The organism is Paeniglutamicibacter terrestris, from assembly GCF_012271785.1.
Lineage (GTDB): Bacteria > Actinomycetota > Actinomycetes > Actinomycetales > Micrococcaceae > Paeniglutamicibacter > Paeniglutamicibacter terrestris.
Genome location: NZ_JAAWVT010000001.1, coordinates 196,186 through 221,867 on the forward strand (window position 1 = coordinate 196,186; position 25,682 = coordinate 221,867).

The window sequence follows — 25,682 nt, forward strand, 5'->3', positions numbered from 1 at the left end:
TTCTTATCCCTCTTCCTTGCTAACGGAGGACTTCTCGGTCGCTAGGGCAGCAAGTTCTTCTTTGGTTCCCATGATGCGAATTAACCGTTCCTCGATCTTCAGCACCGCGGCCCTGGCCTTTTCCGCGTCCTGCGTGCTGTTCACGTTCAACACGTGCAGGTACAAGGTGGAGGTTCGTCGGTCCACCTCCACAATGTAGGAGCCGGGCACCAGCGTCAGCACGTGACCGACAAAGGTGACCAGGAGGTCAGATTCGGTGCGCAATTCCACCGCAACAACGGCACTGGTGGTGCGCGGACCACGGAAGATCGCCAGGTACATGACCTCAAAACTGGCGCGGACCACGTCCCATAGGAAGATACCGATGAACCCGATGGCACGCAAAATATTAAAACGCCCGGAGAGGATGACCGGCGGTAATCTAAAGACCCGCACCAGCAGCAGCGAAATCAGCAGCCCAAAGACCAGGTTGCCGGGAGCGAAGTCCTGCCAGAGGGCACCCCAGACCAGCATCATCCCCACGAGCAGCGGAAGTTCCTGGCGCAGCGTGGCATGCTGCGGTGTTCCCTGCTCATCCTTGGCGTCGTTTAGTCGTTGATCCTGACTCATGGCGAATTCCCCTCGGTACTACCCAGCACCGCTTCGATGTAGTGTCCCGGATTCAGCAATTGCTCCGCTGCCCTGTCACTGAAGTCAAAGAGCGGGCCGGCGAACACCGTCAGGGCCACACCCACCAACACCAGTGCCCCGGTCATGGCCAGCATGCCTTTGGGCAGCAACGCCGAATCCCCGCGGTCCGAGTATTTGCTCCCGGGCTCATCGGCCACGATGTCGTAGGTGGCCCCGCGCTTCGCCCCGACGCCAACGAGCAACAGCGGATCCGGATCCACCGCGTCTTCTGCCTTACGCCAGAACGCCCTGTTCCAGATGCGCGCGATGGTCAGCAACGTGAGCAGCGAGGTCAGCAACGAGACCGCTATCAGGACCCAGGCCAGCGGGGTCCCCATCTCGGCACCACCTTGCACCAGCCCCAGCTTGCCCAGGAACCCGGAGAACGGCGGAATGCCGCCGAGGTTGATGGCGGGGATGAAGAAGAGCATGCCCAGTAGCGGGGAGAGTTTGGCCAGCGAGCCAAGCCGATCGATGTTGGAGGTTCCTGCCCGGCGTTCAATCAGCCCGGCGACCAGGAAGAGCGATGTCTGTACCACGATGTGGTGCGCCACGTAGTAGACGGTGGCTCCCATGGCCAGCTGGTTACCCACCGCCACCCCGAAGATCAGGAAACCGATGTGGCTGGTCAGGGTGAAGGAGAGCATACGTTTGATATCCGTCTGCGCCACGGCACCCAGGATCCCCACCAGCATGGTCAACCCGGCCACCACCAACAGGGCGGTGGAGAATTTGTTCCCCGGGAACAACAGGGTCTCGGTGCGAATGATGGCGTACACCCCGACCTTGGTCAGCAACCCGGCAAAAACGGCCGTCACCGGGGCCGGAGCCGTCGGGTAGGAGTCTGGGAGCCAGAAGGACAGCGGGAAGACAGCTGCCTTGATCCCGAAGGCGACCAGCAGCATCACGTGCAAGACCGTCTGGGTGCCGGGGGCAATTTCTGCCAATTTCAGCGACAGATCGGCCATGTTCACGGTGCCGGTGGCGGCATAGATCATGCCAATGGAGATCAAGAACAGCATCGAGGAAAGCACCGAAACCACCACGTAGGTGGTCCCGGCCCGGATTCTGGCCACGGTGCCGCCCAGGGTCAGCAGCACATAGGATGCGGTGAGCAGAATTTCGAAGCCCACGTAGAGGTTAAACAGATCCCCGGCCAGGAAGGCGTTTGATACGCCCGCCACCAGAATCAGGTAGGCGGGATGGAAGATGGACACCGGCCCATCTTCGTCCCCATCGGCCATGCCCTGACTGGTGGCGTAGAGCAGCACCGCCAGGCAGACCACGGAGGAGACCACCAGCATGAAGGCGGAGAATCCATCAACAACCATCGAGATGCCGAAGGGTGGTGCCCAGCCGCCGAGCGTGACGGCGTAGGTGCCGCCGCCCCAGACCGTGGCCAGCATCCAGATTTCCAGGCATAGGGTGATGACCAAAACGCTGATGGTTACGGTGATCTGGGTGCGGCGCTTGCGGCGCATGATGAAGGCCAGTGCCGCACCAAAAATCGGCAGGGCAACGGCCAACGGGGCAAAGGACACGGCCGAAAGCGGTGCATCGATCATGCGCGTGGCCCCGTTTCTTGGATCGTGTCGGGTTGGATTTCGTCCCCATCAAATTCGGTGGTGTCTTCGGGGACCGGTGAGTCTTCCTCGAAGTCGAAGGTTGACTGCTGCGAGACACGAAGATCCTCGTCATCATCCGCCACAACGTCGGCCCGGGAGATGGCCCAGGAACGGTAGATCATCCCCAGCATGAAGGCGGTGACGGCGAACGTGATCACAATGGCGGTGAGGATCAATGCTTGCGGTAGCGGATCCGAGTATTCCTCGGCCCCCAAGTCCGCCTCATAAAGTGGAGCCTCTCCGCGGCGACCGCCGGAGGCCAGGATCAACAGGTTTACCCCGTTGCCGAGCACCACAATGCCCAACAAGACCCGGGTCAGGGAGCGTTCGAGTAAGAGATAGATGCCCACCGCAAAGAGCACACCCATCACGATCAACAAGGTGACGTTGGTACTCATCGACCAACCCCCGTTTCTGCGTCGGAAACTAGGTCATGGGTATCGGTAGGGCTGCGGCCCTCCGAGCGTTCATCAATTTCCGAGCCCAAGGAGCGCAGCACATCGATGACCAACCCGACCACCACCAGGTACACCCCGATGTCGAAGATGGTGGAGGTGACAAACTTGTGATCCCCGAAGAGCGGCCAGCTGAATTCGATGGCAGCGGAAGTGAAGATCTGCGCACCGAAGAACAGTGGCGCCACGGCGCTGGCCGCTGCCAATGCTAGGCCGGAGCCCATCAGCGTTCCGGGGCTGACCGGGATGGCCTCGGCCAATTCCACGCGTCCCCCGGCCAGATACCGGATGGCCAGCGCCAGGCCGGCCAACAGTCCACCGGCAAAACCACCACCGGGAGTGTTGTGCCCGGCCAACAGCAGATAGACCGAGGCCAGCAAGATGGTGTGGAAGAGCAGCCGGGTCACCACCTCAAAGGTGATGGAACGTCGTTCCGGAGCCAGGGTATGCCCGGCGACCAGCCACGAGTCCTTACTGGAGATCGCAAAATTCTTGGCCACCGCCATGCCCGAGCGGCTGTGGCTTGCTCCGCCAATGGCCTCCGAGCCGTGGTCAACCGAGCCACGCGGTACTAAGGCGGCATTAAGGGTTTTGTCCCCGCGTCCGCGGACAAAGATCAGTGATGCCACACCCGTGGCGGCTGCCGCCAACACGGTGATTTCACCGAAGGTGTCCCAGGCGCGCATATCCACCAGGGTGACGTTCACGATGTTCTTGCCAGCTCCCCCGGTGTAGGCCAATTCCGGGTAAGCCAGGGAAATCGGATCGGCGATGCGCGAGGCCATCGACGTGGCGGCAATGTAAATCATCGACGCTCCGAAGCCGATCCCGATGAGGGCTCGAACCAACCGGTGCCCGGTGGGGTTTTTGCTCCAGAGTTCTACCGGCAAGGCACGCAGCGCCAGAACAAAGGCGACCAGCACAATGGTTTCCACCAAGAGTTGGGTGACAGCCAGATCGGGGGCGCCTTGGAGGGCGAAGATTGCTGCCATGCCGTAACCACTGACCGAGACCATCAGCACGGCCAAGAATCGACGGTTGGCCTGCAGGGCGCCGAGGGCACCGAGAATCATGATGCAGCCGATGACCAGCTGGGCCGGGGTATCAAAGGCGATCAGGTTTCCCGGCGCCGGGGTCTGGAGCCACAAAGAGACAACGGTTGGAAGTACCAGTGCCGTCATCAGGATTACCACGAGGTAGAACGAGAGCGAACCACGCTGGGTTCGTCCGGTGAGCCAAATCGCCAGGTTATCCACGCCGGTGATGATGAGTTTGTAGTCACGCTCGGCATCAAAGTAAGCAGGCACCATCGCTTGGACCTTGGAGATCCGCTTGCGTGCCACAAAGATCACGACACCGGCGCTCATACTCACCAGGCTCAGTCCCAGCGCCGGGGTGAATCCGTGCCAGATGGCCAGGTGGATGGGGTGATCGGCGGCGGGGAATAGCCCCACATAGGGGGTGATGGCCGCCTCAAGGCTGCCCGGGACCCAGGCAAAGACTACGGTAGCCAGAGTGAGTACCAGCAAGGGGGCCAGGAAAAGCCACGGCACCTTAGGGAACGGAGTGGGTTTCATGCCGGCCTTACGTGCGAAGCCGCCCCAGAGGAAGCGTGCAGCGTAGGCGAAGGTCATCGCTGAACCGAGCATCACGCCCAGCAGCAACACCATGCCGGGAGCACCGTTGCTGCTGGCATGTTCAAGCAGCGACTCGTAGACGGCTTCCTTGGCCACAAAACCGAAAAGTGGCGGTACGCCGGCCATGGACGCCGCGGCAATGACTGCTACAACAAAAAGCACCGGTGAGGAAGAGCGTAAGCCCGAAAGTTGACGAATATCGCGGGTACCCGACTTATGGTCAATGATTCCCACGATCAAGAAGAGCGTTGCTTTGAAGAATCCGTGGGCCAACATCATGGCCAGCCCGGCCATGGCGGCGTTGGGGGTTCCGATGCCTAGGATCAAGACCAGGAAACCCAATTGGGACACCGTGCCGTAGGCCAAAACCAATTTGAGGTCGTTTTGCTTCAGCGCTCGCCAACCACCGATAAGCATGGTGGCCAATCCGAGCCAGAGCAGCACCGGCTGCCAAAACGCTGTTTCGTGGAATCCCGGTGCGAATCTGGCAATCAGGTAAATTCCGGCCTTGACCATCGCTGCGGCATGCAGGTAGGCGGAGACCGGGGTGGGTGCCGCCATGGCGCCCGGAAGCCAGAAATGGAACGGGATCAGCGCCGATTTGGAAATGGCACCCACCAACATCAAGACGATGGCCACGTCGATGTAGGTACCCATCCTCGTGAGTTCCGGCGCCAGTGCCAAAACCTCGGAGATGCGATAAGTACCGGCGGCGGTGCCGAGCATGATCAGCCCGGCCAACATTGTTAAACCGCCGAAGGTGGTGACCATCAGGGCCGTAAGCGCGGAACGTCGTGCGCCCATTCGTGTGCGGTTGAAGCCGATCAAAAGGAACGAAAGAATGGTGGTCAATTCCCAGAAGATGAACATCAGGATCATGTCATCGGCGGTCACCAGACCGAACATGGAGGCCGCGAAGGCGAGTAATTGCGCACCAAATGCTCCGGTGTGCGGATCTTCGTTCTTGAAGTAGCGGGCGCAGTAGAACAGCACCAGGGCGCCGACTCCGAGAACCAGCAGGCACAACACCGCGGCGAGCGCGTCCATCCGGAAATCAAGGTGCACACCCAGAGACGGGAGCCAGTTGAACATCTGAACCGGCGGAGCATTGGGTGAACCGCTGGCAGCACCCTGATCGGCCTCGATGAAACTCGAGAAATTAGCTAAAAGCCAGACGAAGGCCAAAGCGGGAACCGCAGCCAAAACGTAGAACGTTGAACGGCCGAGCATCCGGAATAGAAATGGAGCAATTCCCGCAACAGCGAAAAGCGCAATCAGGACAAGGAGCACACGATCTCCTATGTTCGATAGGCCAGCGTACTGGCAATAAACGGTCAAAAAGACAGCTCTCAGCTTATCAGCCGCGTGCCGCCGCAAATGGGTAAAACACCCTGTTGTACCGGCCGTATTCAAGGGAATAATGCTGGAAGCCAGTTTGTTAATGCCGGGGTATTTGAATGAAATGTGCCCGGTGCTGTAGCGCCCAAAGCGTGGTTAACACCACTAGTTATTCCAATGCGGCTACGATTCACCCATGAGCGAGATTCCTGTTGCATCTGATGCTTCGGCCGACCACCGGAAAATTATTACCAAACCCGTCATGGCATGGGCAGCCTGGGACTGGGGGTCAGCCGCGATCAACGCCGTCATGACCACCTTTGTCTTTACCGTGTATCTGACCAGTGATCTTTTTGGGAACAAGGACGCCAATTCCGTCGTCTTGGGAAATGCCCTAGCCATCGCCGGCTTGGCCATTGCGTTGCTGGCCCCGATCACGGGTCTACGTTCGGATGCCGGAGGGCGCCGCCGCTTCTGGCTGGGCGTGAACACTGTGATCGTTGCCGGGCTGACGGCCGCCTGCTTCTTCGTCTTCCCGGAGCCACGGTTCCTGATTCTCGGCGTGAGCCTCATCGCTCTGGCCTCGGTCTTTTCCGAGTTCGCGACGGTGAATTACAACGCCATGCTCCCGCAGATTTCCACCCCAGCAACCATTGGCAAGGTCTCCGGCTTCGGCTGGGGCATGGGGTACCTCGGTGGCATTTTGGCCCTGGCCATCGTGCTGTTCACCCTGGTGACCCCGCTCTTTGACTGGGCCGGCGCCTCCGAAACTAACGCCTTGAACCTTCGTCTGGTCGCGGTATTCTCGGCTCTGTGGTTCCTCGGCTTCGGGCTTCCGGTACTTTTTGCCGTTCCGGAGATCCCCGGTCCATCATCCGGTGCACGCTTCAGCATCCTGCAGTCCTACGCCGAGTTGTGGCGCCGGGTGGTGGCTCTGGCCCGCACGGATCGCCACACCGTCTTCTTCCTCCTGGCCAGCGCCGTTTTCCGCGACGGATTGGCGGCGGTCTTCACCTTCGGCGGCATCATCGCCGCTGGAACCTTCGGGTTCCCGCTGCAGCAGGTGATCATCTTCGCCATCGCCGGCAACGTGGTCGCCGCGCTCGGGGCCATGCTCGGTGGACTGCTTGATGACAAGATCGGCCCCAAACGCGTGATCATCGGATCACTCATTGGGCTGCTGATCGCGGGCATGGGAGTCTTCCTCTCCCCCGATGCCTCGGGATTCTGGCTCTTCGGATTGATGCTGTGCCTCTTTGTCGGCCCGGCCCAGTCCTCCAGCCGCGCCTTCCTGGCCCGGTTGGCTCCCCAGGGTCAGGAGGGTGAACTCTTCGGCCTGTATGCCACCACGGGCCGCGCCGTCAGTTTCCTGGCGCCTGCCCTCTTTGCCGCAGCCATTGCCCTGGCAGCCCCACACGTCGCCGAGGCTCAACGCTACGGAATCCTGGGCATCTTGGTGGTCCTACTTCTCGGGTTGCTGTTGCTCATTCCGGTGCGAGGCCCCCGCGTTGGTGCCCACCGCAACCCTAGCCAAAACAACGCCTAGCGTAGTGGCATAAAAACATGAACTCAGCAGATCGCATGAAAGTGACAGTGACCGGTGCCGGAGGCCAGATTGGCTACGCCCTACTCTTCCGCATCGCCTCGGGTGCCATGTTTGGTCCAGGAACATCGGTGGATCTGCGCTTAGTGGAAATCCCGGCGGGGATGAAATCCGCCGAGGGCACCGCCTTGGAACTAGTCGATTGCGCGTTCGGCACGCTGAACTCCGTGGAGGTCACCGATGACCCCACGCAGGGCTTCGATGGGACGAACGTGGCGTTGCTGGTCGGGGCGCGGCCCCGGGGTCCGGGGATGGAACGCGCGGACCTGCTCACGGCCAATGGAGCGATCTTCGCGCCGCAGGGAGCGGCCATCAATGCCGCCGCGGCAGATGATGTGCGCGTCCTGGTTGTCGGTAATCCAGCCAATACCAATGCCCTGATCGCCTCGGCACATGCACCCGATGTCCCGGCTCAACGATTTACCGCCATGACCCGGCTTGACCACAACCGGGCACTCGCCCGACTGGCCCTCACGCTGGAAGTCCCGGTGAAGGCCCTCAGCAACGTCATCATTTGGGGAAACCACTCGTCGACCCAAGTCCCGGACATCACCCACGGTCTACTCACCTCCAGCGACGGCACCACGCGCCACCTGAGCGATGTGCTCCAGGAAAAACTGGGCGGAAGCACCGCGGTAGGCTCGTGGCTGACCGAGTCTTTCATTCCGGGCGTGGCCAAGCGCGGGGCGGAAATCATCACCGTCCGAGGATCATCATCTGCCGCGTCGGCGGCGGCAGCGGCCGTGGATCATGTGCACGACTGGGTTGTGGGCACCCAGGACGCCTGGACATCGGCGGGTGTGGTTTCCGATGGTTCCTACAACGTGCCGCAGGGACTGATCAGTTCATTCCCGGTTCGGGGCCAGCACGGGAACTTGGAAATCGTGCAGGGGCTCAGCGTGGATCCCGAGGTGCGCGCTCGTATCGATCGCTCGGTTCAAGAACTCATCGAGGAACGCGAGATGGTCACGGCGTTGGGTTTGCTCACCCGCAAACGGTGAGCAGGAGGCTAGCGGCGCCGGGTACCAAAAATGCTGCGCGCGATTCGGGGTGGCGCCTTCTGGCGGCACCCCGCATCGCATGACTACTTTTCTAAGATCGTGCGGTGGAAGTTCAGGTGACTGCGCGACGCGGTGGGACCACGCTGCCCCTGGTAGCGGTTGCCGTAGGCGCCGGAGCCGTAGGGGTGCTCGGTCGGTGAGGAAAGCTTAAAGAAGCACAACTGGCCGATTTTCGACCCGGGCCACAGCTTGATGGGCAGGGTGGCCATATTGGACAGTTCCAGGGTCACGTGGCCGGAGAATCCCGGGTCGATGAATCCGGCGGTCGAGTGGGTCAGCAGGCCGAGTCGGCCCAGCGAGCTTTTGCCTTCCAAGCGGGCGGCAACATCGGTGGGCAGGGTCACGGTTTCGTACGTTGAACCCAGCACAAACTCGCCCGGGTGCAGGATGAAGGGTTCGTCGGGATCCACCTCAACCAGGCGGGTCAGATCCGGCTGGTCGATCGACGGGTCAATGTGGGCATATTTGTGGTTGTCGAAGAGCCGGAAGAACCGGTCAATGCGCACATCCACGCTTGCCGGCTGGACCATCGCCGGGTCGAAGGGGTCGAGCTTAATACGCCCGGAAGCGAGCTCGAGTCGAATATCACCATCAGAAATCAGCACAGTAACAAATTATCGCATCCCTACCGTCCGCGCGGCATTGGTGACCCGAGCTCCATCATCAACTATGGCCACAATCTTCGATCCTCGCCCATCTTTCATGGCCCGAGCTAGGCGAGAACCGGTAGGTAACGGCTATCCTGAGATAGTTCCATCCAGCTTTTTCCGAAGGGGCCTTGTGTCTTTCTTTCGTGTCGGTATCTCCGCGCTCGTGCTCGGCGTCAGCCTTGCGGCGGCACCCCTTGGTGCCCAGGCCACTCCCCTGGACCCCGTGAATACGGTGCAGATTGCCGGTGCCCCCAAGGCACCGACGACCGGGGAACTGACCAAGAATCACGCTTCAGTGCTGGCCCTGGTCAGTCGGGCCGAGCCCCTGTCCCCGGCCAATTACACCCCCAAGGATCTTCGATCGGTTTCGGGAACCAGCCTCGAACTGCGTCAAGAAGCGGCAACTGCCCTGGAAAAACTGCTCCAGGCGGCTCGTGCCGACTCCCAGTCGTTGAGCGCGCTGAGTGCCTACCGTTCTTACGACCGCCAAAAGGTTCTCTTTAACGGTTACGTTGCCAGCTACGGCACCGACTACGCCATGCGCATCTCCGCGGAGGCCGGAACCAGCGAACACCAGTTGGGTCTTGCCGCGGATGTGGGGCTCAGCAGCGGATATTGCAATCTCAAGTCATGCTTCGGGGAGACCGAGGGTGGCAAGTGGCTGGCTGCCAACGCCGAAAAATTCGGCTTCATCGTGCGCTACCCCTCCGACGGTGAGAAGGTCACCGGATACAAGTACGAACCATGGCACTTGCGCTACATCGGCGTTGAGCATGCCAAGGCGATGAACGCTTCCGGTGCCGGGACCTTCGAGGACTACCACGCTGCCCTACTCAAGGCCTCCAAGGTCAAGACTCCCAGCGCATCGGATATCAAAGCCCAGCGTGAATCACTGCTGGTCCTTCGTTTCTTGCCGCCCTACCGTGACTGGTCCATCGGATACGACTTCGCCCGCTAGGCTTCCACGTCGTGGTGCCGGTTCCACGCCGACCCAAAATTTTCCGATAGCATGCCGATCATACCCAGCGATGATTCCGCCCCAATGGTGGAGAACTTCCTGCCGTATTCACCCTTCCTGCCCGGCGGCATCCCACTTGATGGGACGTACGCGCGGTATGGCGGAAGACTATATGCCTGCCGATCGGTGCGTCCACAACTCGGCACGGACGAGGTCACAGAGTTGATCCTCATCTCCACCGCGGAACGTCCGGGAACCGAATGGCAGCTCACGCGGGAGTACCCGAGCTGCTCTCACACCGAATGGACCAAGACGATCGCGCGCACCGATGCCGAAGAAACCTTCGCGTGTAGCGGCAGCATCGTGTGGCACGGCATCACCATCACGGGTCTTGACTATCTTCCGAAAGAAAATCTGGTCGGCGGCTACATGGGTTTCATCAACAAGGACCTCGAGGCCACACGCCAAACCATGGAGCACCTCCACCGGCTCGATGTCGGAACGTGGCACGGATTTGTTCCGTTGGACGAGCTTGAGAAGTTAGAGATTCGTCGCGAGCCATGGCCCGAGACGCCGCAAAAGCCGTTCTGGAGATTCTTCCGCTAGACCGATCGTCCCAAATCGCCGTGGTCACCCAACCCGACGTAGCATGTTGGTAATGGCCAACAACGACGAACCTCCGAAGATACGGTTCTATCCGAATCAATGGTTCCTGCCCGACGGAAGTCCACTCCACGGAAATTTCGCACGCGTTAACGGCGTCTTGTTTCTCTGCCGTCCGGAGCAAAACGGAAGCTCGTTGGGCCCCCGGGAACGTCTTGTTTTGCTCGCTACCGGAGAGAATCCGGGATCTGGCTGGGAGCTAAAACCGGTGTTTGGCTCCAGCCCCATCACGCAATGGAGCAAGGTGATCGAGCAATCCGAGGCCGAGGAACTTTTTAGCTGTAGCGCGAAAGCCACGTGGCACTCCATCGATTTCAGCGACCCGACGTATCTGCCGGAGGGGAACCTCATTGGCGGATTCATTGACCGTGCGGATCGTGATTTCGAATCACGGGCCCACGGCATCCAGCGCCTGGAGCGGGTGGATCAGGGCAGTTGGTACGGCTATGTTCCGCTGGAGGAACTCGATCACTTGGAGATGACCCGGCAGCCCTGGCCGCATCTCAACGCAGCAGATCCTCTGCCCGCGCCCGTGGATGGTCGGGGTAAGAACTGGCACTCGTGGATCGGCCGAGTGGTTGGTCGGGGCAGCGGAGCCGCTGACTAAAATCCGTTGTTACGGCCTTGGCACCACACTGTTTTAGACACGCCTAAAACAGGTTACTCTGGACCATGACCAAAGAGATCTCCGATGCCACCGTAGTCATCGACACCTCCGCATCACCCAGCACACGACTGCCACCGGCCAAGCGCCTGCTCTGGATGCTGGGCCCAGCGCTGGTGGCCGGCGTGGCCTACCTTGACCCGGGCAATGTCGCAGCAAATATGAGCGCCGGCGCCCAGTACGGATACCTCCTGGTGTGGGTGGTCATCAGCGGAAACATCATGGCCTGGCTGGTGCAGTATCTCTCCGCCAAGCTCGGGGTGGTGACGGGAAAGTCACTTCCCGAGGTTTTGCGTGAACGCTTCGGCTCCAGGGCCGGACGGCTCGCCTACTGGATTCAGGCCGAGGCGGTGGCCATGGCCACCGACATCGCCGAAGTCATTGGCGGAGCCGTCGCCCTCTACCTGCTCTTCGGGCTGCCGCTCCTGGCCGGCGGTCTGATCACCGGGGTGATCTCGATGAGCCTGTTGCTGATCCAGTCCCGCCGCGGTCCCTGGGTCTTTGAACGCATTGTCATTGGGCTGCTATTGATCATCGCGGTGGGCTTCTGCGCCGGCGTGGTGATCGCCCCACCCGAGGCAGCCGGTTTGGCCGGCGGCCTGATCCCCCGCTTCGCCGACACTAATTCGGTACTGCTGGCGGTCTCCATCCTGGGAGCCACCATCATGCCCCACGCCATTTACGCCCACTCGTCCCTGGCTCGGGACAGATTTGGCAAGGTTCCCAACATGCTGGCCATTCCGCGCCTGCTCAGGGCCACGCGTTGGGATGTTTCCATTGCCATGCTCATTGCCGGATCGGTGAACGTGGCCATGCTGCTGCTGGCCGCTGTGAACCTGGCAGGTGTTGAAGGAACCGAATCCTTGGAGGGCGCCCATGCCGCGCTCGGCGCCGCCCTGGGTCCGGTCATCGCTACGCTATTCGCCGTCGGCCTGCTGGCCTCGGGCCTGGCCTCCACCGCCGTCGGTGCCTACGCTGGCGCAGAAATCATGGCGGGGTTGTTGCATCGCAACATTTCGTTGTTGGGCCGTCGCTTGGTCACGCTCGCTCCGGCATTGGTGATTCTTGCCGCGGGTGTGGATCCGACCCTTGCCCTGATCCTGAGTCAGGTGGCGCTGTCCTTCGGCATTCCCTTCGCACTGATTCCGCTGGTCAACCTTACGGCCCGCACCAGCGTGATGGGCCAGCATGCCAACCGCTGGTTCACCACCGCCGCAGGGATCCTGATCTCGGTGTTGCTGGTCTCACTGAACGTGCTGTTGATCGTGCTGACCATCCGCGGATAATCTGCCTCCGCCAAGAACTGACAGTACACACAAATGAGGGGTGTGGGAGTGAATTAATATTCACTCCCACACCCCTCATTTATTGCCCCTCGGGTTCGCGGGGCGGCAAAAACTACTTGGCGCGCACCGGAATACCGGTGAAGGTCGGCTTTAGGGTTTCGGCAAAGAAGTCTTCACCCTTGTTATCCACCACGATGAAGGCCGGGAAGTCCTCAACCTCGATCTTCCAGATGGCTTCCATGCCGAGCTCTTCGTATTCAAGAACATCAACCTTCTTGATGCAATCCAGAGCCAGACGTGCAGCGGGGCCACCGATGGAACCCAGGTAGAAACCACCATGGGTGTTGCAGGCATCAGTCACCTGCTTGGAACGGTTACCCTTGGCCAGCATGACCATGGAACCACCGGCGGCTTGGAACTGATCCACGTAGGAGTCCATGCGTCCTGCCGTGGTCGGTCCGAAGGAACCCGAGGCCATGCCTTCGGGGGTCTTGGCCGGACCGGCATAGTAGACCGGGTGATCCTTGAGGTATTGCGGCATTTCTTCGCCGGCGTCCAGGCGGTCCTTGATCTTGGAGTGCGCGATATCGCGCGCCACGACCAACGGGCCCGAGAGCGAGAGTCGGGTCTTGACCGGGTGCTTATCCAGCTCGGCCAGAATCTGCTCCATCGGCTGATTCAAGTCGATCTTCACCACAGAGGATCCACCGGTTCCGGTGACACCGTCGGTTTCCTCGTCGTGCGCGGCGAGAGCCGGGTGCGAGGCATCTGGCATGAAGCGCGCCGGATCGGTTTCCAGCTGCTCCACAAAGACACCGTCGGGGGTGATCTTGGCGAGCATCTGGCGGTCGGCGGAGCAGGAGACGGCAATAGCCACCGGCAGCGAGGCACCGTGGCGCGGCAAACGGACAACACGCACGTCGTGGCAGAAGTACTTGCCACCGAACTGGGCACCGATGCCGAAGTGACGAGTCAGCTCGAGGACCTTGTCCTCCAGCTCGATGTCGCGGAATCCGCGGCCGGTCATCGCGCCGGTGGTCGGCAGGTTGTCCAGGTACTTGGCGCTACCGTACTTGGCGGTCTTCAGCGCGAATTCGGCGCTGGTTCCGCCGATGACGATGGAGAGGTGGTACGGCGGGCAGGCCGCGGTTCCCAATGAACGCAGCTTCTCGTCGAGGAACTTCAGCATCGAGTTTTCGTTCAGGATGGCTTTGGTTTCCTGGTACAGGAAGGACTTGTTAGCCGATCCGCCACCCTTGGCCATGAACAGGAACTTGTACTGGTTTTCGTGACCGGCCTCGGTGTCGGCGTAAATCTCGATCTGCGCCGGCAGGTTGTTCCCCGTGGACTTTTCTTCCCACGTGGTCAGCGGCGCGAGCTGCGAGTAGCGCAGGTTCAGCGTGGTGTAGGCATCGTAGATGCCCTTGGACAGAGCCTTTTCATCCGGGCCCTGGGTCAGCACCTGCTGACCCCGCTTGCCCATGACAATCGCGGTTCCGGTGTCCTGGCACATCGGCAGGATGCCGCCGGCGGCGATGTTGGCGTTCTTCAGCAGGTCAAGGGCCACGAACTTATCGTTCGGGCTGGCTTCCTCATCATCAAGGATGTTGCGCAGCTGCTGCAGGTGCGCCGGACGCAGGTAGTGCGAGATGTCGTGAAGTGCGGTGGTGGCCAGATTTTCCAGCGCCTCCGGATCCACTTCGAGGAAGGTTCGGCCTCCCGGGCCCTCCACGGTGCGCACGCCATCAGTCGAAATCTGGCGGTAGGTGGTCTCGTCTGCCCCAATGGGCAAAAGGTCTTCATACTGGAATTCGGGCATCAGGCTTCCTCGCAACTGAAACAAAACTTATGCACCCATTCTAGGACGCCGGGCCCTACAACCAGACATCGGGTTGCATTGCCGGGCGCAATATAGGGATGCTTGGGGGCATGAGCGAAGAGAACGAATCAGCCACAAGCACCTCCGAGACCACCGAAGCCACAGCTACCGCGGGCCCCGAAACCACTGCGGCCACCACCGGCCCGGCCAACCACTTTGAAATGATGATCCGCGCCGCACAGCATGACCCGGCGCTGAATGGCCAAGTCATTGCCACCTTCATGAATTCTGAGGTGTTCTTCCTCAGCCGTGAAAAGGTCACCGGCGAATCGCATAATGCCCAGCCGATGCTGCTCCAAAATGCTCAGGGCCGTCCGGTCATCGCGCTGTTCACCGATCTGGGTCGCATCCCCGGCGCCTACATCGACGTGGCACCGTACGGCGTCCAGGTTCTGGGCGGAACCGTCATCCGTTCCCTGCAGGACACCGGTCTGGTGATCAACCCCGGAGACGAACTATGTTTCGAGATTGACGACGCGGGAGTCCGCACCATTCGTGAAGAATTCAACCTCGACGGAACGCCGAAAAACCCCACGAAGTAAAGGCAACAACCTCAAAAAATGTGCGCTTCGCTACCTCGCACCGTTTAGACGGCGGCGAGGTTTAGAGTGTGTATATGGATTTTGAAGATACCTCCCTGCCCGGGCTCGGTGTCCGGCGCGAAATCATCCTCGCGTCCGGGCGCCGAGTGGGTGTGGTGATCCTGCGTGACGGCACCATGCAGTTGATTATTTCTCAACGAGATGACCCCGACGCCTGTGCCGCGTCGATTCCGTTGAGCGTTGAGGAAGCCGGTGCCATTGGTGCCATGCTCGGCGCTCCCCAGTTGGTGACACAACTGAGCGATCAGCACCGCGATCTGCCCGGTGTTAATACCCAGCAATTCGTGCTCAGCCATGAAAGCCCGTACGTTAACCAGACTCTTGGTGACACCCATTTGCGCACGCGAACCAGCACTTCCGTCGTCGCAATTTCCCGCAGTGGCAAGGTCTTCCCCTCCCCCACTCCCGGTTTTGAACTTAATGCGGGGGACGTACTGATCATCGTCGGCACCTCGGCGGGGTTAGAAAAAGCGGCGCACCTGATTAACAACGGCTAAGGGGAGGTGCACGGTTCATGCACGGCACTGCGCTAATACTCATTGAGCTCGGCGCCGTTTTCTTGGGGCTTGGATTACTTGGCCGTTTGGCTGCAAAATTCGGGATGACACCGGTTCCGCTGTATTTGGTCGGCGGACTGCTCTTTGGCAGCGGCGGCATGATCAATTTAGAGGGGATCTCTGAGTTCGGGGAGATCGCCAGCGAAATCGGCGTCATCCTGCTCCTGCTCATGTTGGGGCTCGAATACACGGCCCGCGAACTTGTCACGGGGCTGAAAAGTTCGTGGCTGGCCGGAGTTGTAGACCTGGTCCTGAATTTCGCACCCGGAGCCGCACTGGCCCTGTTCATGGGGTGGGGATTTGTCGGAGCCCTGGTTCTGGGTGGCGTCACCTATGTTTCCTCCTCCGGCATTATCGCCAAGGTACTTTCGGACCTCGGTCGTTTAGGTAACCGTGAGACTCCCGTGGTGCTCTCCATCTTGGTCCTCGAGGACCTGGCCATGGCCATCTATCTGCCGGTGCTCACGGCAACTCTGGCCGGTCTCAGCTTCTGGGGCGGGCTCCGGACCGTAGGGGTTGCCATGGCAACCATCACCCTAGTTTTGCTGGCGGCGCTGCGCTTCGGTCCGCAAATTTCCCGGCTAATCCATTCCTCCGACCAGGAAAACTTCCTCCTCAAGCTCATCGGTGCGGCGCTCTTGGTCGCTGGACTCGCCTCCGCGATGCATGTCTCGGCCGCCGTGGGTGCCTTCATGTTGGGCATTGCGATCTCCGGTTCCACCGCACATTCGGCAACGAAGGTTCTTGAGCCGCTGAGGGATCTGTTCGCCGCGATGTTCTTTGTGGTCTTTGGACTAAACACCGACCCCACCACGATCCCCGCGGTACTTCCCCTGGCGATCCTGCTGGCGGTCGTCACCTCACTGACGAAGGTTGCCACCGGAGCTTGGGCAGCCAAACGGGCCGGCATTGGGATCCCTGGCCGCGTTCGAGCCGGTGTGGCCTTGATTGCTCGCGGCGAGTTCTCGATCGTTATCGCCGGGTTGGCCGTTGCTTCGGGTGCCGTCACCGGAGAATTGGCCGCTCTTGCTACCGCCTACGTCCTACTGCTGGCGGTCTTCGGTCCGATTGCCGCCCGCTTCGCCGAACATCTTTCTCGGCCGTTCCTGCCCAAACGCAGTCCGAGCCCCGATGCGGCAATCTGACGCCTCGTTACCACTGGTGGGAGCGTCGATTAGGTCTTTGCACCCCACTTTGAGATATGCTGTTTTTCGCTCGAGGCGCCATTAGGCTTCTCGGAGCATTGCGGGCGTAGCTCAATGGTAGAGCGCCAGCTTCCCAAGCTGGACACGCGGGTTCGATTCCCGTCGCCCGCTCTTTAGGGACATGGGGACTCGGTCATTGACCGGGTCCCCACGTATTTAAGTGCGCCATGCGGTGCTGAATCCTCACCGGAAGGGAAGACTTCATGAGCGGTGTACTCTCAGGTTTTGCCGTTGTCTGGACCGTCATAGCAGTGGGGTACTTCGTCGGGCGAACGGGGGTCCTGGGCGAAAATGCGCGCTACGTACTGAACCGGTTGACATTTTTTGTTGCCAGCCCCGCGTTGCTTTTCACCACGCTTTCCGAATCTGACCCGGCCTCGGTCTTGGGCCCATTTCTGGGTGTGGCAGCGGCATCCGCCCTGCTCACGGCCATCGCCTACGTACTGATCACCCGTTGGTGGCTACGCCGCGACCTGACCGAAACCACCATCGGGGCCATGAGCGCCTCCACCGTGAACTCCGCCAACTTGGGTCTACCGATTGCGTTGTATGTTTTGGGCGATATGGCTCATGCCGCACCCGTAATTCTGTGGCAGTTGGCGCTGTTCTCACCGATCTGTCTGGCCATCCTTGACGCAAGCACATCTCGGCACCGCACCACCGTTGTCTCGATGCTGGTACAGACGGCCAAAAATCCGATGATCGTCGGTTCCCTGGCCGGTCTGATGTGTGCGCTCTTTGATCTTCGCCTTCCCCAACCGCTGGCAGATCCCATCGATCTCATCGCCGGAGCATCCATCCCCGCCATGTTGATTGCTTTCGGCATCTCGCTGGTCGGTTCCAAGCCCTTGGAAGCCTCGGGCGGGCGCCGGGCCGATACGTTGGTGGCCACCGCCATGAAATTGGTGTTCCAACCCGTCGTGGCCTGGGTACTGGCCGTATGGGTCTTCCGCCTTGAGAGCGAATCCGTTTTTGCTGCGGTGATCATGGCCGCCCTGCCAACGGCTCAAAACATCTTCGTTACCGCCTCACGTTATGAGCGCGGCATTGTCTTGGCCAAGGATACGGTCTTGCTCACCACCATCGTCGCGGTTCCGGCCATGATGGTTGTGCCGTTGCTTTTGACCTGAGGCACGGGCACCGCTTACCGAACTTTCAACATTCGTCGAGCGACATCATCGTTGAATGTGGCCCGGGGTCTCCAGAACCTTTTACCGCAGCTAGCGAGGAGAAGCATGAAGAATCACCATTTCAGCCCTGCGCTACACCAGTCAACGGCGCCGTTTTCTCATCTCGTGCGCGACGGCGACACGGGCTATGTTTCTGGCATTATCGGCCAGCGTCCCGAGGATGGCGCCCTCGTTTCGGACGACATCGCCGAACAATGCACCGCCATGCTGAGAAATGTGGAAACCTTGCTCGAAGAACTTGGCCTCACCCTGGCTAACCTGCTGCGGACCACCATTTACCTGACGGACTACAAGGATTTTGGCGTCATCAATGACATCTACGCAGCTGCTTTGAAAGCTCCCTATCCGGCGCGGACCACACTGCAGGTAGCCGGTCTTCCATTAGGTGCCAAGGTGCAGATCGATGCGGTGGTCACCATGAACGAGCACGTTGATCTTTCCTAGCCCCAGCATGTTGAGCTGGCCGAGTAGCTACGGTCCTTGTGAGGCACGGTGCGTTCCCGGCATACCAAAATTGACCGGTCAAGATTGGATGTGACAAGGATTTTCGACGCACTTCGGAATAAGTGCCTTATGCCTTGACGTTGGCCGTGTTAGCGTCGCATCAAGCTTTTATTTTCACGGTGTCTTGGATCAGCTGTGCCGCTACACCGAACTCGTAGATCATCTGGTCATTGAAAGGACCTCCACCTCCATGAAACGTCAACTCGTTGCCTTGCTATCCACCGCTCTGCTCGCGATCACCGTCAGCGGTTGCGCTTCAACAACCGAACCGTCGGCGTCCTCGAAGGCTTCAGGAACTGCCGCGGGTCTGACCCTGCAGCAGGTCAAGGACGCCGGCGTGCTCAAGGTCGGTACTGAGGGAACCTACAAGCCGTTTTCGTTCCATGAGGGTGGAACGGGTGCCTTGACCGGTTTTGATGTTGAGATCATTACCGCCGTTGCCGACAAGTTGGGAGTCAAGGCATCTTTCGAAGAAACCCAGTGGGACGCCATCTTTGCTGGTCTGGAGGGAAATCGCTTCGATGTGATCGCCAACCAGGTCACCATCAACGAGCAGCGCAGCGCCAAGTACCTCTTCTCTACTCCGTACACCGTGAGCACGGGCGTCTTGGTGACCAAGTCCGATAACACCGATATCACTTCCTTCGAGGCGTTGAAGGGCAAGAGCTCGGCGCAGTCACAGACGAGCAACTGGAACGCGCTGGCCAAGGAGTCGGGGGCCAACGTTCAGGCGGTTGAAGGTTGGGCGCAGGCGGTGACCTTGGTCAAGCAGGGACGCGTGGATGCAACGATCAATGACAAGTTGACCTACTTGGATTCACAGAAGACCAAGAATGATCCAAGCATCAAGATCGCGGCCGAAACCACCGAAAAGTCCGAAAGCGCCCTCACTTTCCGCAAGGGAAGCGAAGATCTGGTCAAGGCAGTCGACAAGGCTATCGACGAATTAGAGGCTGACGGCACCATGGCCGAAATCTCTAATAACTACTTTGGTGAAGACGTCACCAAGTAGGCTTCCCCGTATGCACGACCGCTGGAGATCTCCGGCGTCTTTCCAACGATCCAAGGAGAGCTGTCCATGACAGTCGACTGGAATCTTTTCCTCGACTCACTCTGGCCCATAACGCAGGGCGCCTTGAAGGGAACCATCCCGCTCTCGCTGATCAGCTTCGTTATTGGTCTGGCCATTGCGCTGCTCATGGCGCTGATGCGGTTGAGCGGCAATGCAGTTATTTCATTCATTGCCCGGGCTTACATCTCCGCCATTCGGGGAACCCCGCTACTGGTTCAGCTGTTTGTGATCTTCTATGGGCTGCCATCCATCGGAGTTACGTTGAACCCATGGCCCAGTGCCGTCATTGCTTTTTCGCTTAATGTTGGTGGTTACGCTGCCGAGGTTATCCGGGCGGCCATTCTTTCGGTCCCCAAGGGGCAGTGGGAGGCTGGCTACACGATTGGAATGTCACGAACGCTGACGTTGCGCCGACTGATTCTTCCGCAGGCCGCTCGGGTAGCTGTTCCGCCGCTGTCCAATACCTTCATCTCGTTGGTCAAGGACACCTCCCTTGCCTCTGTGGTCCTGGTGACGGAGGCGTTCCGTAAGGCTCAAGAGATTGCGGCGTTCAGCCAGGAATTCATGCTGATCTACATCGAAGCTGCCCTCATCTATTGGGTGATTTGTCTGGTGCTCTCCATGGGCCAGACTCGCTTGGAAAGAAGGTTTGATCGATATGTCGCACGCTAGCAACTCCCCCGAAGCCACGGTCTTGCTGAAGGCCACGGGTCTGCAAAAGAGCTTTGGTGACCACGAGGTCCTCACCTCCATTGATCTGCAGATCGGTAAGGGGCAGGTGCTTGCCCTGATCGGTCCCTCCGGTTCTGGCAAGACAACGGTCTTGCGCTGCCTCAACGGCTTGGAAATCCCGGATGGTGGCGAGGTGGCCTTCGATAAAGGCCCGACGGTGTCCTTCACGTCCAAAACGACGCAACGGCAGGCTCAGGTTCTGCGCTCACAGAGTGCCATGGTTTTCCAGAACTATAATCTCTTCCCCCACATGACCGTCCTAGAAAATGTCATTGAGGGTCCGGTAAGGGTACAGAAGCGCAAGCGCGCAGAGGCCATCGCCGAGGCCGAGTCACTCCTGGCTAGGGTAGGTCTGGCCGAAAAGCGCGACCAGTACCCGCACCAGCTATCCGGAGGACAGCAGCAGCGCGTCGGGATCGTGCGGGCCTTGGCGTTGAAGCCGTCACTGTTGCTCTTTGACGAACCGACCTCGGCCCTGGATCCGGAATTGGTCGGAGATGTCCTGCGGGTCATCAAGGAGCTGGCCGATGAGGGTTGGACCATGGTCCTGGTGACCCACGAGTTGGCTTTCGCCCGCGAGGTGGCCGACGAGATTGTGTTCATGGATCAAGGCGTGGTCGTCGAACGTGGCCACCCCGATGTGGTGCTGCGTGCACCACAGAATGAACGTACCCAGCAGTTTGTGCACCGCCTGCTCAACCCGTTTTAGGTAGCCGAGGCACAACAGGGAAGCATGACAAAGGCCCAGCGCCGGGGACCCCGGTACTGGGCCTTTGTCATGTCCGAAGGGGAGCCGTCGGAGAGCGGAACTAGTCTTTCAGCCCCGCGGGATTCAACTCCGAGGTTTTGATCGCTTCTTCACCCAGCGACCACTTGTCTAGGATCTCTTGGTACAGACCCGATTCGATCAAGCCGTTGATGCCAGCCTGGGAAGCCTCGGCCAATCCGCTGCCCTTTTTCACCGTTACGGCGATGTTTGCGGCATCCGGCCAGCCGCCGGGCACGAGGCCCGCCAGACGAGTTTTACCGTCGGTGATCGCCTTGTAGGCACCCGTGGCATTGGGGCCAAATGATGCGTCCGCCCGCCCAGAATTCAGTGCAATGGTGCCCAGGGCCTCGTCGTCATAGTACTGGAAGTCAACCGGTGCCAGACCCGCACTCTTGTTTTTCTTGTCCCATGCCAACAGGATCTTTTCCTGATTTGTCCCGGACCCGACGATGATTCGCAATCCGGCAACGTCCTTGGGCTCCTTGATTTCGGTGATCTTGGAGTCCGTCGCAACATAGAAGCCAAGTTTGTCTTCGCGATATGTGGCGAAATCGAACTTCTTCTTGCGTTCCTCGGTCACCGTGACGTTGATGATCGCTGCTTCGTATTTGCCCGATTCCACTCCCAGCGGCCAGTCCGGCCACGACACCGGAACCAGCTCGGCCTGCAGCCCGAGAGATTCGGCAAGGGCCACGGCGATGTCTGCCTCGTTGCCGATGACGGTTTTGTTGTCGGTGGCAAAGAGGGCCAGTGGGGCAGCCCCCGGAACGATAGCAATACTCAGTTTTCCGTCCGCCGCAACGGCTTTCGGCAGCAACTTTTCTGCTGCTTGCACCGGGGCGGCAGCCGTCCGGTGCTGCTCGGGATCAAGATTGAACCCCGTGGCATGAGTTGATTCGCCAGCCGCGGTGGCCGCCCCGGGATCGGAACAACCCGAGAGCAATAACCCCAGTGCTGCAACCCCGATCAGCAGCGAAGTGCCTGTACCTTTTTTCATGCTCCTACCTCAATAATCGTTTTGTCTGAGTGACGTTTTGTGGTGGCTGGTTCAAGAGCATCCAGCCCCAGATTTTCGCGTAATGTGTTCCCGCTGTATTCGGTGGGGTAAATGCCACGTTCCTGAAGTTCGGGAACCAGATGGTTGACGATGTCATCGAGGCCATTGGGAATTAACCACGGGGTGACATTGAATCCATCGACCACTCCCCGAGCGGCGAATTGCTCGAGCCGGTCGGCAACTTGGGTGTAGGAACCGGCAAAGGTGCCGTCGGAACGTCCGGATTTTACTCGCACAAATTCCAGAATATTCAGGCCCTGGGCCGTGGCGGTTTCCCGCCATTCGCGCGTCAGCTCAACGGCCTTGGCCCCTTGGAAACCACTGCCGCGGGTCACATCCGATTCGCTGATTTTCGGGTCGAAGCTCGGCAACGGGCCCTCCGGGTCGATTCCCTCCAGCGATTCACCCCAAAACTGCTCGAGGTAGGCCAGTGCCTGTTGCGGGCCAATCTGTTGCTCCTTGACCCAACGTCGCTTTTCCTCGGCAGCTTGCGGAGTCTCGGCCAGAATGAATTCCGCGCCGGGCATGATCTTGACCGCGCTGGCGGCGCGTCCTGCCTTCAGCGTGCGAGCAGTGATGTCGGTGCGGAAGTCCGTGGCGGCCTGTAGCCCCGTATGGGCCGAAAAGATGACATCGGCTTGGCGCGCTGCGAAGTCCCGGCCTTCGGCGGAGTCTCCGGCTTGGAAGAGCACCGGCCGCCCTTGTGCGCTGCGCGGTAGCCGCGAGGTGTAATCAATGGTGTAGTGGGCACCCTGGTGCTCGATCGGCGTTGCCGCTCCGGGCCTGAGCCACGAGGCCTGACGCCCGGTGGCGGCAATGTCTTCGGAGCCCCACGAATCCCAGATGGCCTTGGCCGTCTCCACAAAGGCCTCCGCGTGGGTGTACCGGTCCTGGTGGTCGAGGTAACCGCCACGACGGAAGTTCGCTCCGGTCCAGGCATTGTCTGTGGTCACGATGTTCCAGGCGGCACGGCCCCCGGAGAGCAAATCGAGCGATGCCAGTCGGTGGGCCAGATCCGCCGGGTCGTTATACGTGGTGTTCTGCGTGGCCACCAAGCCGATGTTGGTTGTCACCGCGGCAAGGGCCGCCAGCATGGTTTGGGCGTCGGGCCGTCCAACCACATCAAGGTCATGCACTGCCCCTAGGTGCTCGCGCAGGCGTAGACCCTCGCCGAGGAAGAACGCCGAGAACAGCCCGCGTTCGGCGGTCTGGGCCAGACGACGGAAGGACTCAAAATCGGTCTGAGATCCAGCTTCGGGAGTCTTCCATACGGTATTTGAATTCACGCCTTGGAAAAAGACTCCTAGGCGGATGTAGTTTTTGGTGGTCTGCTCTGTGCTCATGTTTTTCTCCTGGGTCTCAAGGTTTTGCGCGGGCCTAGAGCGCGGCGAACTGGTTGGTGGCCACCGGCAGGCCGAGCACCTCGCGCAGCGTATTACCGGTGGTGATGGGCGCCAGCAGCTGGGATTTGCGCAGCTCGGGAAGCACCAGCGCGGCGAATTCCGCGGCATCAATGGATAGCACCGCGGGGTGCAGACGTACCCCCGATACCAACGGCAGCAAGGTCCGCAGGAATTCGGTGAAGTCTTCGGCGCTACCCACAAAGCGGGCATGCGCCGGTTCAGTGTTGTCCCAGCAATTCAACGTTTCGAGCCGTGCGGCGGCGCTCTCCCCCGCGGCGTCGAGGAGAAACTCGACTTCGGCAAAGCGCCGACCGCTCCCGGCCCCCTCGTGGGCGGCCGCGAGCAGGGCATCAAGATCCGGAGCCCCGAAAAGCACGGCGTCGTGGCCCTCGGCAAGCTGCTCGGGGGCGAAGATCGGCAGCTGTCCGGCAATGGGACGCTGGCTGATGGCCGGGCCCTTGATGGAAAAGCGTTGACCGGTGAAATTCACATAATGGACCTTGGCCCTATCCAGGTACCGCCCGGTGTCGACGTCCTTGATCACCGCGTCGTCCTCCCAGCTGTCCCAGAGTCGGCGACCGACCTCCACAACATCGGCAATCTCGGCGCGCAGATCTTCGGACGCTACCGCATCGCGTCCCACGGCCGCACCCTCAACGGGGTTGCCGGTACCCGACACGATCCAACCGCCGCGTCCGGCGGAGACCGAGTCCAAGGCCGAGAGCTGAGTGGCGAGATGGAATGGTTCGGTGTAAATAGCGTCGGTTACGGGGAGCAGTCCAATGCTGTGGGTCAATGGGCCGAGGTAGGCGGCGCGCTGGATGGCATCAAGTCGAGCCTCCGGCCCGTGCTCGGGAGCCAACCGGGAGTCTTGAAAGCTCACCGCGTGGAAGCCGGCGGATTCGGCGGCCAGAACGCTTTGGGCCGTGTGATTGGTTTGAAGCACGTTGGCCGGTCCTGCGGGGTCAAGGCGCCAGGCCGCGGGATGCGCACCTGCCCCATCCACTTCAAGGATCAACACTGCGTGGTGTACCGGTGAGGTCGTCATGGTTCTCTTCTTCCTGAGGCTCGGTGACTGGTGGTTAGTTTGCTGAGAAGTTCTCGGCGGTGACGGCGTCCGAAGACTTCACCGCTTCCTCGCCCAGTCCCCAATGGTCCAGGACCTGGGCGTAGGTGCCCTCGGAGATCAGTTCGTTAATCGCGTTGGCAATGGGTTCTGCCAGCCCGTTGCCACGTTTGGAGGTGGCTGCCACCAAGGTTGAGGCGGGCCAACCGGCGTTGATCTTGCCAACCACTTTGAGGTCATCACGGCTGTTTTGGCGGTAGACGGTGGAAGGGTACGGCGCGATGTTCAAATCGATGCGCCCCGAGGACAGCGCCAGGATGGTATCGGCGTCCGAGGAGTAGTACTGAAGTTCCGCCGGTGCCTTGCCGGCGTCGGTAAGTTCCTTGTTCCAGGCGATCAAGATCTTTTCTTGATTTGTCCCGGCACCCACGGAGATTTTTTTGCCCGAAATGTCTTCTGCCCCCTCGACCGTCCCGGAGTAGTCCTTTTTCGCTTCAAATCCCATGAAGGCCGCACGATATGGGGCAAAGTCATACTTCTTGACGCGTTCGGCATTGATGCCCACGTTGGAGAAGACCACCTCCACCGCGCCAGAGTCCGTCTTGAGCGGCCAGTTTTCCCAGCTCGTAAGTTGCAGGTCTAACTCGAGGCCGAGTTTGTCGGCGACCAATTGCGCCAGGTCGGTCTCGGTTCCCACCAAGGTGGTGTTATCCGTGGCATGAAAGGTTAATGGAATTGAACCCGCGGAGGTGGCAACCGTCAGTTTGCCGTCCTTGCTGATGGAGTCCGGGAGGCTCTCGGCCAGTTTCTTATCCTTGGTGGAGCGGATACGGTTCTGTTCCGGGGAGGTGTTGTAGGTGATGGATCCGGCGGCGGGCGCCGCACCGGTGCCGCTTGGTGTGCCAGCCGTGGCGCTACCCGGGTCGGAGCATCCGCTCAACGACAGGGCAGCGGCTGCTGCCACAGTGACCGCCGTTAGAACGTGGCGCTGCGAATTCTGTGCGGTGGTGCCCGAAAGTGAGAGTTTCTTCATGATC

Annotated in this window: 24 protein-coding genes and 1 tRNA gene; 15 read left to right on the forward strand and 10 right to left on the reverse strand. The window is 60.2% G+C overall.

What is annotated here, in order from left to right:
* Positions 1–3: 3 nt before the first annotated feature.
* The 4 genes from HED64_RS00905 to HED64_RS00920 are packed head-to-tail and all read right to left on the reverse strand — an operon-like array spanning position 4 to position 5,676.
* A complete protein-coding gene (locus tag HED64_RS00905) occupies positions 4–609 on the reverse strand; it encodes a Na+/H+ antiporter subunit E (protein ID WP_132359147.1) in 606 nt (201 codons plus the stop codon).
* A complete protein-coding gene (locus HED64_RS00910) occupies positions 606–2,234 on the reverse strand; it encodes a Na+/H+ antiporter subunit D (RefSeq protein ID WP_132359149.1) in 1,629 nt (542 codons plus the stop codon). Before HED64_RS00910 ends, HED64_RS00905 begins: the two co-directional genes overlap by 4 nt.
* Entirely contained in the window at positions 2,231–2,692 is a 462-nt protein-coding gene (locus HED64_RS00915) for a Na(+)/H(+) antiporter subunit C (RefSeq protein WP_132359151.1), read from the reverse strand. Before HED64_RS00915 ends, HED64_RS00910 begins: the two co-directional genes overlap by 4 nt.
* Positions 2,689–5,676, reverse strand: coding sequence for a Na+/H+ antiporter subunit A (locus tag HED64_RS00920; RefSeq protein WP_168150264.1), 2,988 nt, complete (start codon positions 5,674–5,676; stop codon positions 2,689–2,691). Before HED64_RS00920 ends, HED64_RS00915 begins: the two co-directional genes overlap by 4 nt.
* Before the next feature lie 244 nt (positions 5,677–5,920).
* Between HED64_RS00920 and HED64_RS00925 the strand changes: the two genes are divergently transcribed.
* Positions 5,921–7,270 (forward strand): MFS transporter, encoded by a 1,350-nt coding sequence (locus HED64_RS00925; RefSeq protein WP_132359155.1) that lies wholly within the window; start codon positions 5,921–5,923, stop codon positions 7,268–7,270.
* Positions 7,271–7,287: 17 nt separating this feature from the next.
* On the forward strand, positions 7,288–8,328 hold the full coding sequence (locus HED64_RS00930; RefSeq protein WP_245325586.1) for a malate dehydrogenase: 1,041 nt from the start codon (positions 7,288–7,290) through the stop codon (positions 8,326–8,328).
* Between the two features lie 83 nt (positions 8,329–8,411).
* Here the strand turns inward: HED64_RS00930 and dcd are convergent, their stop codons facing one another.
* A complete protein-coding gene (dcd, locus tag HED64_RS00935; RefSeq protein WP_132359159.1) occupies positions 8,412–8,993 on the reverse strand; it encodes a dCTP deaminase in 582 nt (193 codons plus the stop codon).
* 175 nt (positions 8,994–9,168) lie between these two features.
* Here dcd and HED64_RS00940 point away from each other — a divergent pair, with 175 nt between their 5' ends.
* From HED64_RS00940 to HED64_RS00955, 4 genes are all read left to right on the forward strand, one after another.
* A complete protein-coding gene (locus HED64_RS00940; protein WP_168150265.1) occupies positions 9,169–9,996 on the forward strand; it encodes a D-alanyl-D-alanine carboxypeptidase family protein in 828 nt (275 codons plus the stop codon).
* A 51-nt stretch (positions 9,997–10,047) separates the two neighbouring features.
* Positions 10,048–10,602 carry a hypothetical protein gene (locus tag HED64_RS00945; RefSeq protein WP_132359163.1) on the forward strand — a complete coding sequence of 185 codons (555 nt, stop codon included), beginning with the start codon at positions 10,048–10,050 and terminating at the stop codon, positions 10,600–10,602.
* Positions 10,603–10,903: 301 nt separating this feature from the next.
* The gene (locus HED64_RS00950; RefSeq protein WP_168150266.1) at positions 10,904–11,266 is read left to right on the forward strand and encodes a hypothetical protein; all 363 of its coding nucleotides are present in this window, start codon (positions 10,904–10,906) and stop codon (positions 11,264–11,266) included.
* Positions 11,267–11,331: 65 nt separating this feature from the next.
* Complete coding sequence (locus HED64_RS00955) at positions 11,332–12,609, forward strand: Nramp family divalent metal transporter (protein WP_168150267.1); 1,278 nt, start codon at positions 11,332–11,334, stop codon at positions 12,607–12,609.
* A 112-nt stretch (positions 12,610–12,721) separates the two neighbouring features.
* Here the strand turns inward: HED64_RS00955 and HED64_RS00960 are convergent, their stop codons facing one another.
* On the reverse strand, positions 12,722–14,428 hold the full coding sequence (locus HED64_RS00960) for a fumarate hydratase (RefSeq protein ID WP_168150268.1): 1,707 nt from the start codon (positions 14,426–14,428) through the stop codon (positions 12,722–12,724).
* 110 nt (positions 14,429–14,538) lie between these two features.
* On the opposite strand from HED64_RS00960, the gene HED64_RS00965 reads away from it, so the two are divergent.
* The 9 genes from HED64_RS00965 to HED64_RS01005 all read left to right on the forward strand — a co-directional run bounded on the left by HED64_RS00965 (position 14,539) and on the right by HED64_RS01005 (position 21,059).
* Positions 14,539–15,030, forward strand: a complete 492-nt coding sequence (locus HED64_RS00965) for an SseB family protein (RefSeq protein WP_168150269.1) — start codon at positions 14,539–14,541, stop codon at positions 15,028–15,030.
* Between the two features lie 74 nt (positions 15,031–15,104).
* Positions 15,105–15,587, forward strand: coding sequence for a cation:proton antiporter regulatory subunit (locus tag HED64_RS00970; RefSeq protein WP_168150270.1), 483 nt, complete (start codon positions 15,105–15,107; stop codon positions 15,585–15,587).
* 17 nt (positions 15,588–15,604) lie between these two features.
* Positions 15,605–16,792: a cation:proton antiporter gene (locus HED64_RS00975; RefSeq protein WP_168150271.1), complete on the forward strand. Its 1,188-nt coding sequence runs from the start codon at positions 15,605–15,607 to the stop codon at positions 16,790–16,792.
* A 100-nt stretch (positions 16,793–16,892) separates the two neighbouring features.
* Positions 16,893–16,963 (forward strand) — tRNA-Gly (locus HED64_RS00980).
* 92 nt (positions 16,964–17,055) lie between these two features.
* Complete coding sequence (locus tag HED64_RS00985; RefSeq protein ID WP_168150272.1) at positions 17,056–17,982, forward strand: AEC family transporter; 927 nt, start codon at positions 17,056–17,058, stop codon at positions 17,980–17,982.
* 105 nt (positions 17,983–18,087) lie between these two features.
* A complete protein-coding gene (locus HED64_RS00990; protein ID WP_168150273.1) occupies positions 18,088–18,486 on the forward strand; it encodes a RidA family protein in 399 nt (132 codons plus the stop codon).
* A 250-nt stretch (positions 18,487–18,736) separates the two neighbouring features.
* Positions 18,737–19,558, forward strand: a complete 822-nt coding sequence (locus tag HED64_RS00995; protein ID WP_168150274.1) for an amino acid ABC transporter substrate-binding protein — start codon at positions 18,737–18,739, stop codon at positions 19,556–19,558.
* Between the two features lie 66 nt (positions 19,559–19,624).
* On the forward strand, positions 19,625–20,290 hold the full coding sequence (locus HED64_RS01000; protein ID WP_168150275.1) for an amino acid ABC transporter permease: 666 nt from the start codon (positions 19,625–19,627) through the stop codon (positions 20,288–20,290).
* Positions 20,277–21,059: an amino acid ABC transporter ATP-binding protein gene (locus tag HED64_RS01005; RefSeq protein WP_281069189.1), complete on the forward strand. Its 783-nt coding sequence runs from the start codon at positions 20,277–20,279 to the stop codon at positions 21,057–21,059. The genes HED64_RS01000 and HED64_RS01005 overlap by 14 nt, the downstream gene beginning before the upstream one ends.
* A 100-nt stretch (positions 21,060–21,159) precedes the next feature.
* On the opposite strand, the gene HED64_RS01010 is transcribed toward HED64_RS01005, so the two are convergent.
* Genes HED64_RS01010 through HED64_RS01025 form a run of 4 tightly spaced genes read right to left on the reverse strand, consistent with a single transcriptional unit; the run spans position 21,160 to position 25,678 of the window.
* Positions 21,160–22,116, reverse strand: a complete 957-nt coding sequence (locus tag HED64_RS01010) for an ABC transporter substrate-binding protein (RefSeq protein WP_168150276.1) — start codon at positions 22,114–22,116, stop codon at positions 21,160–21,162.
* The gene (locus tag HED64_RS01015; RefSeq protein WP_168150277.1) at positions 22,113–23,519 is read right to left on the reverse strand and encodes an NtaA/DmoA family FMN-dependent monooxygenase; all 1,407 of its coding nucleotides are present in this window, start codon (positions 23,517–23,519) and stop codon (positions 22,113–22,115) included. The genes HED64_RS01010 and HED64_RS01015 overlap by 4 nt, the downstream gene beginning before the upstream one ends.
* A 34-nt stretch (positions 23,520–23,553) precedes the next feature.
* Positions 23,554–24,627 (reverse strand): LLM class flavin-dependent oxidoreductase, encoded by a 1,074-nt coding sequence (locus HED64_RS01020; protein ID WP_168150278.1) that lies wholly within the window; start codon positions 24,625–24,627, stop codon positions 23,554–23,556.
* Between the two features lie 34 nt (positions 24,628–24,661).
* Positions 24,662–25,678, reverse strand: a complete 1,017-nt coding sequence (locus HED64_RS01025) for a transporter substrate-binding domain-containing protein (RefSeq protein ID WP_168150279.1) — start codon at positions 25,676–25,678, stop codon at positions 24,662–24,664.
* Positions 25,679–25,682: the final 4 nt, after the last annotated feature.

Bases quoted from the DNA above. Each gene is read 5' to 3' on its own strand.
- HED64_RS00905 (WP_132359147.1), bottom strand. From the start codon at position 609: ATGAGTCAGGATCAACGACTAAACGACGCCAAGGATGAGCAGGGAACA.
- HED64_RS00910 (WP_132359149.1), bottom strand. From the start codon at position 2,234: ATGATCGATGCACCGCTTTCGGCCGTGTCCTTTGCCCCGTTGGCCGTT.
- HED64_RS00915 (WP_132359151.1), bottom strand. From the start codon at position 2,692: ATGAGTACCAACGTCACCTTGTTGATCGTGATGGGTGTGCTCTTTGCG.
- HED64_RS00925 (WP_132359155.1), top strand. From the start codon at position 5,921: ATGAGCGAGATTCCTGTTGCATCTGATGCTTCGGCCGACCACCGGAAA.
- HED64_RS00930 (WP_245325586.1), top strand. From the start codon at position 7,288: ATGAACTCAGCAGATCGCATGAAAGTGACAGTGACCGGTGCCGGAGGC.
- HED64_RS00945 (WP_132359163.1), top strand. From the start codon at position 10,048: ATGCCGATCATACCCAGCGATGATTCCGCCCCAATGGTGGAGAACTTC.
- HED64_RS00955 (WP_168150267.1), top strand. From the start codon at position 11,332: ATGACCAAAGAGATCTCCGATGCCACCGTAGTCATCGACACCTCCGCA.
- HED64_RS00960 (WP_168150268.1), bottom strand. From the start codon at position 14,428: ATGCCCGAATTCCAGTATGAAGACCTTTTGCCCATTGGGGCAGACGAG.
- HED64_RS00965 (WP_168150269.1), top strand. From the start codon at position 14,539: ATGAGCGAAGAGAACGAATCAGCCACAAGCACCTCCGAGACCACCGAA.
- HED64_RS00970 (WP_168150270.1), top strand. From the start codon at position 15,105: ATGGATTTTGAAGATACCTCCCTGCCCGGGCTCGGTGTCCGGCGCGAA.
- HED64_RS00975 (WP_168150271.1), top strand. From the start codon at position 15,605: ATGCACGGCACTGCGCTAATACTCATTGAGCTCGGCGCCGTTTTCTTG.
- HED64_RS00985 (WP_168150272.1), top strand. From the start codon at position 17,056: ATGAGCGGTGTACTCTCAGGTTTTGCCGTTGTCTGGACCGTCATAGCA.
- HED64_RS00990 (WP_168150273.1), top strand. From the start codon at position 18,088: ATGAAGAATCACCATTTCAGCCCTGCGCTACACCAGTCAACGGCGCCG.
- HED64_RS00995 (WP_168150274.1), top strand. From the start codon at position 18,737: ATGAAACGTCAACTCGTTGCCTTGCTATCCACCGCTCTGCTCGCGATC.
- HED64_RS01000 (WP_168150275.1), top strand. From the start codon at position 19,625: ATGACAGTCGACTGGAATCTTTTCCTCGACTCACTCTGGCCCATAACG.
- HED64_RS01005 (WP_281069189.1), top strand. From the start codon at position 20,277: ATGTCGCACGCTAGCAACTCCCCCGAAGCCACGGTCTTGCTGAAGGCC.
- HED64_RS01010 (WP_168150276.1), bottom strand. From the start codon at position 22,116: ATGAAAAAAGGTACAGGCACTTCGCTGCTGATCGGGGTTGCAGCACTG.
- HED64_RS01015 (WP_168150277.1), bottom strand. From the start codon at position 23,519: ATGAGCACAGAGCAGACCACCAAAAACTACATCCGCCTAGGAGTCTTT.
- HED64_RS01020 (WP_168150278.1), bottom strand. From the start codon at position 24,627: ATGACGACCTCACCGGTACACCACGCAGTGTTGATCCTTGAAGTGGAT.
- HED64_RS01025 (WP_168150279.1), bottom strand. From the start codon at position 25,678: ATGAAGAAACTCTCACTTTCGGGCACCACCGCACAGAATTCGCAGCGC.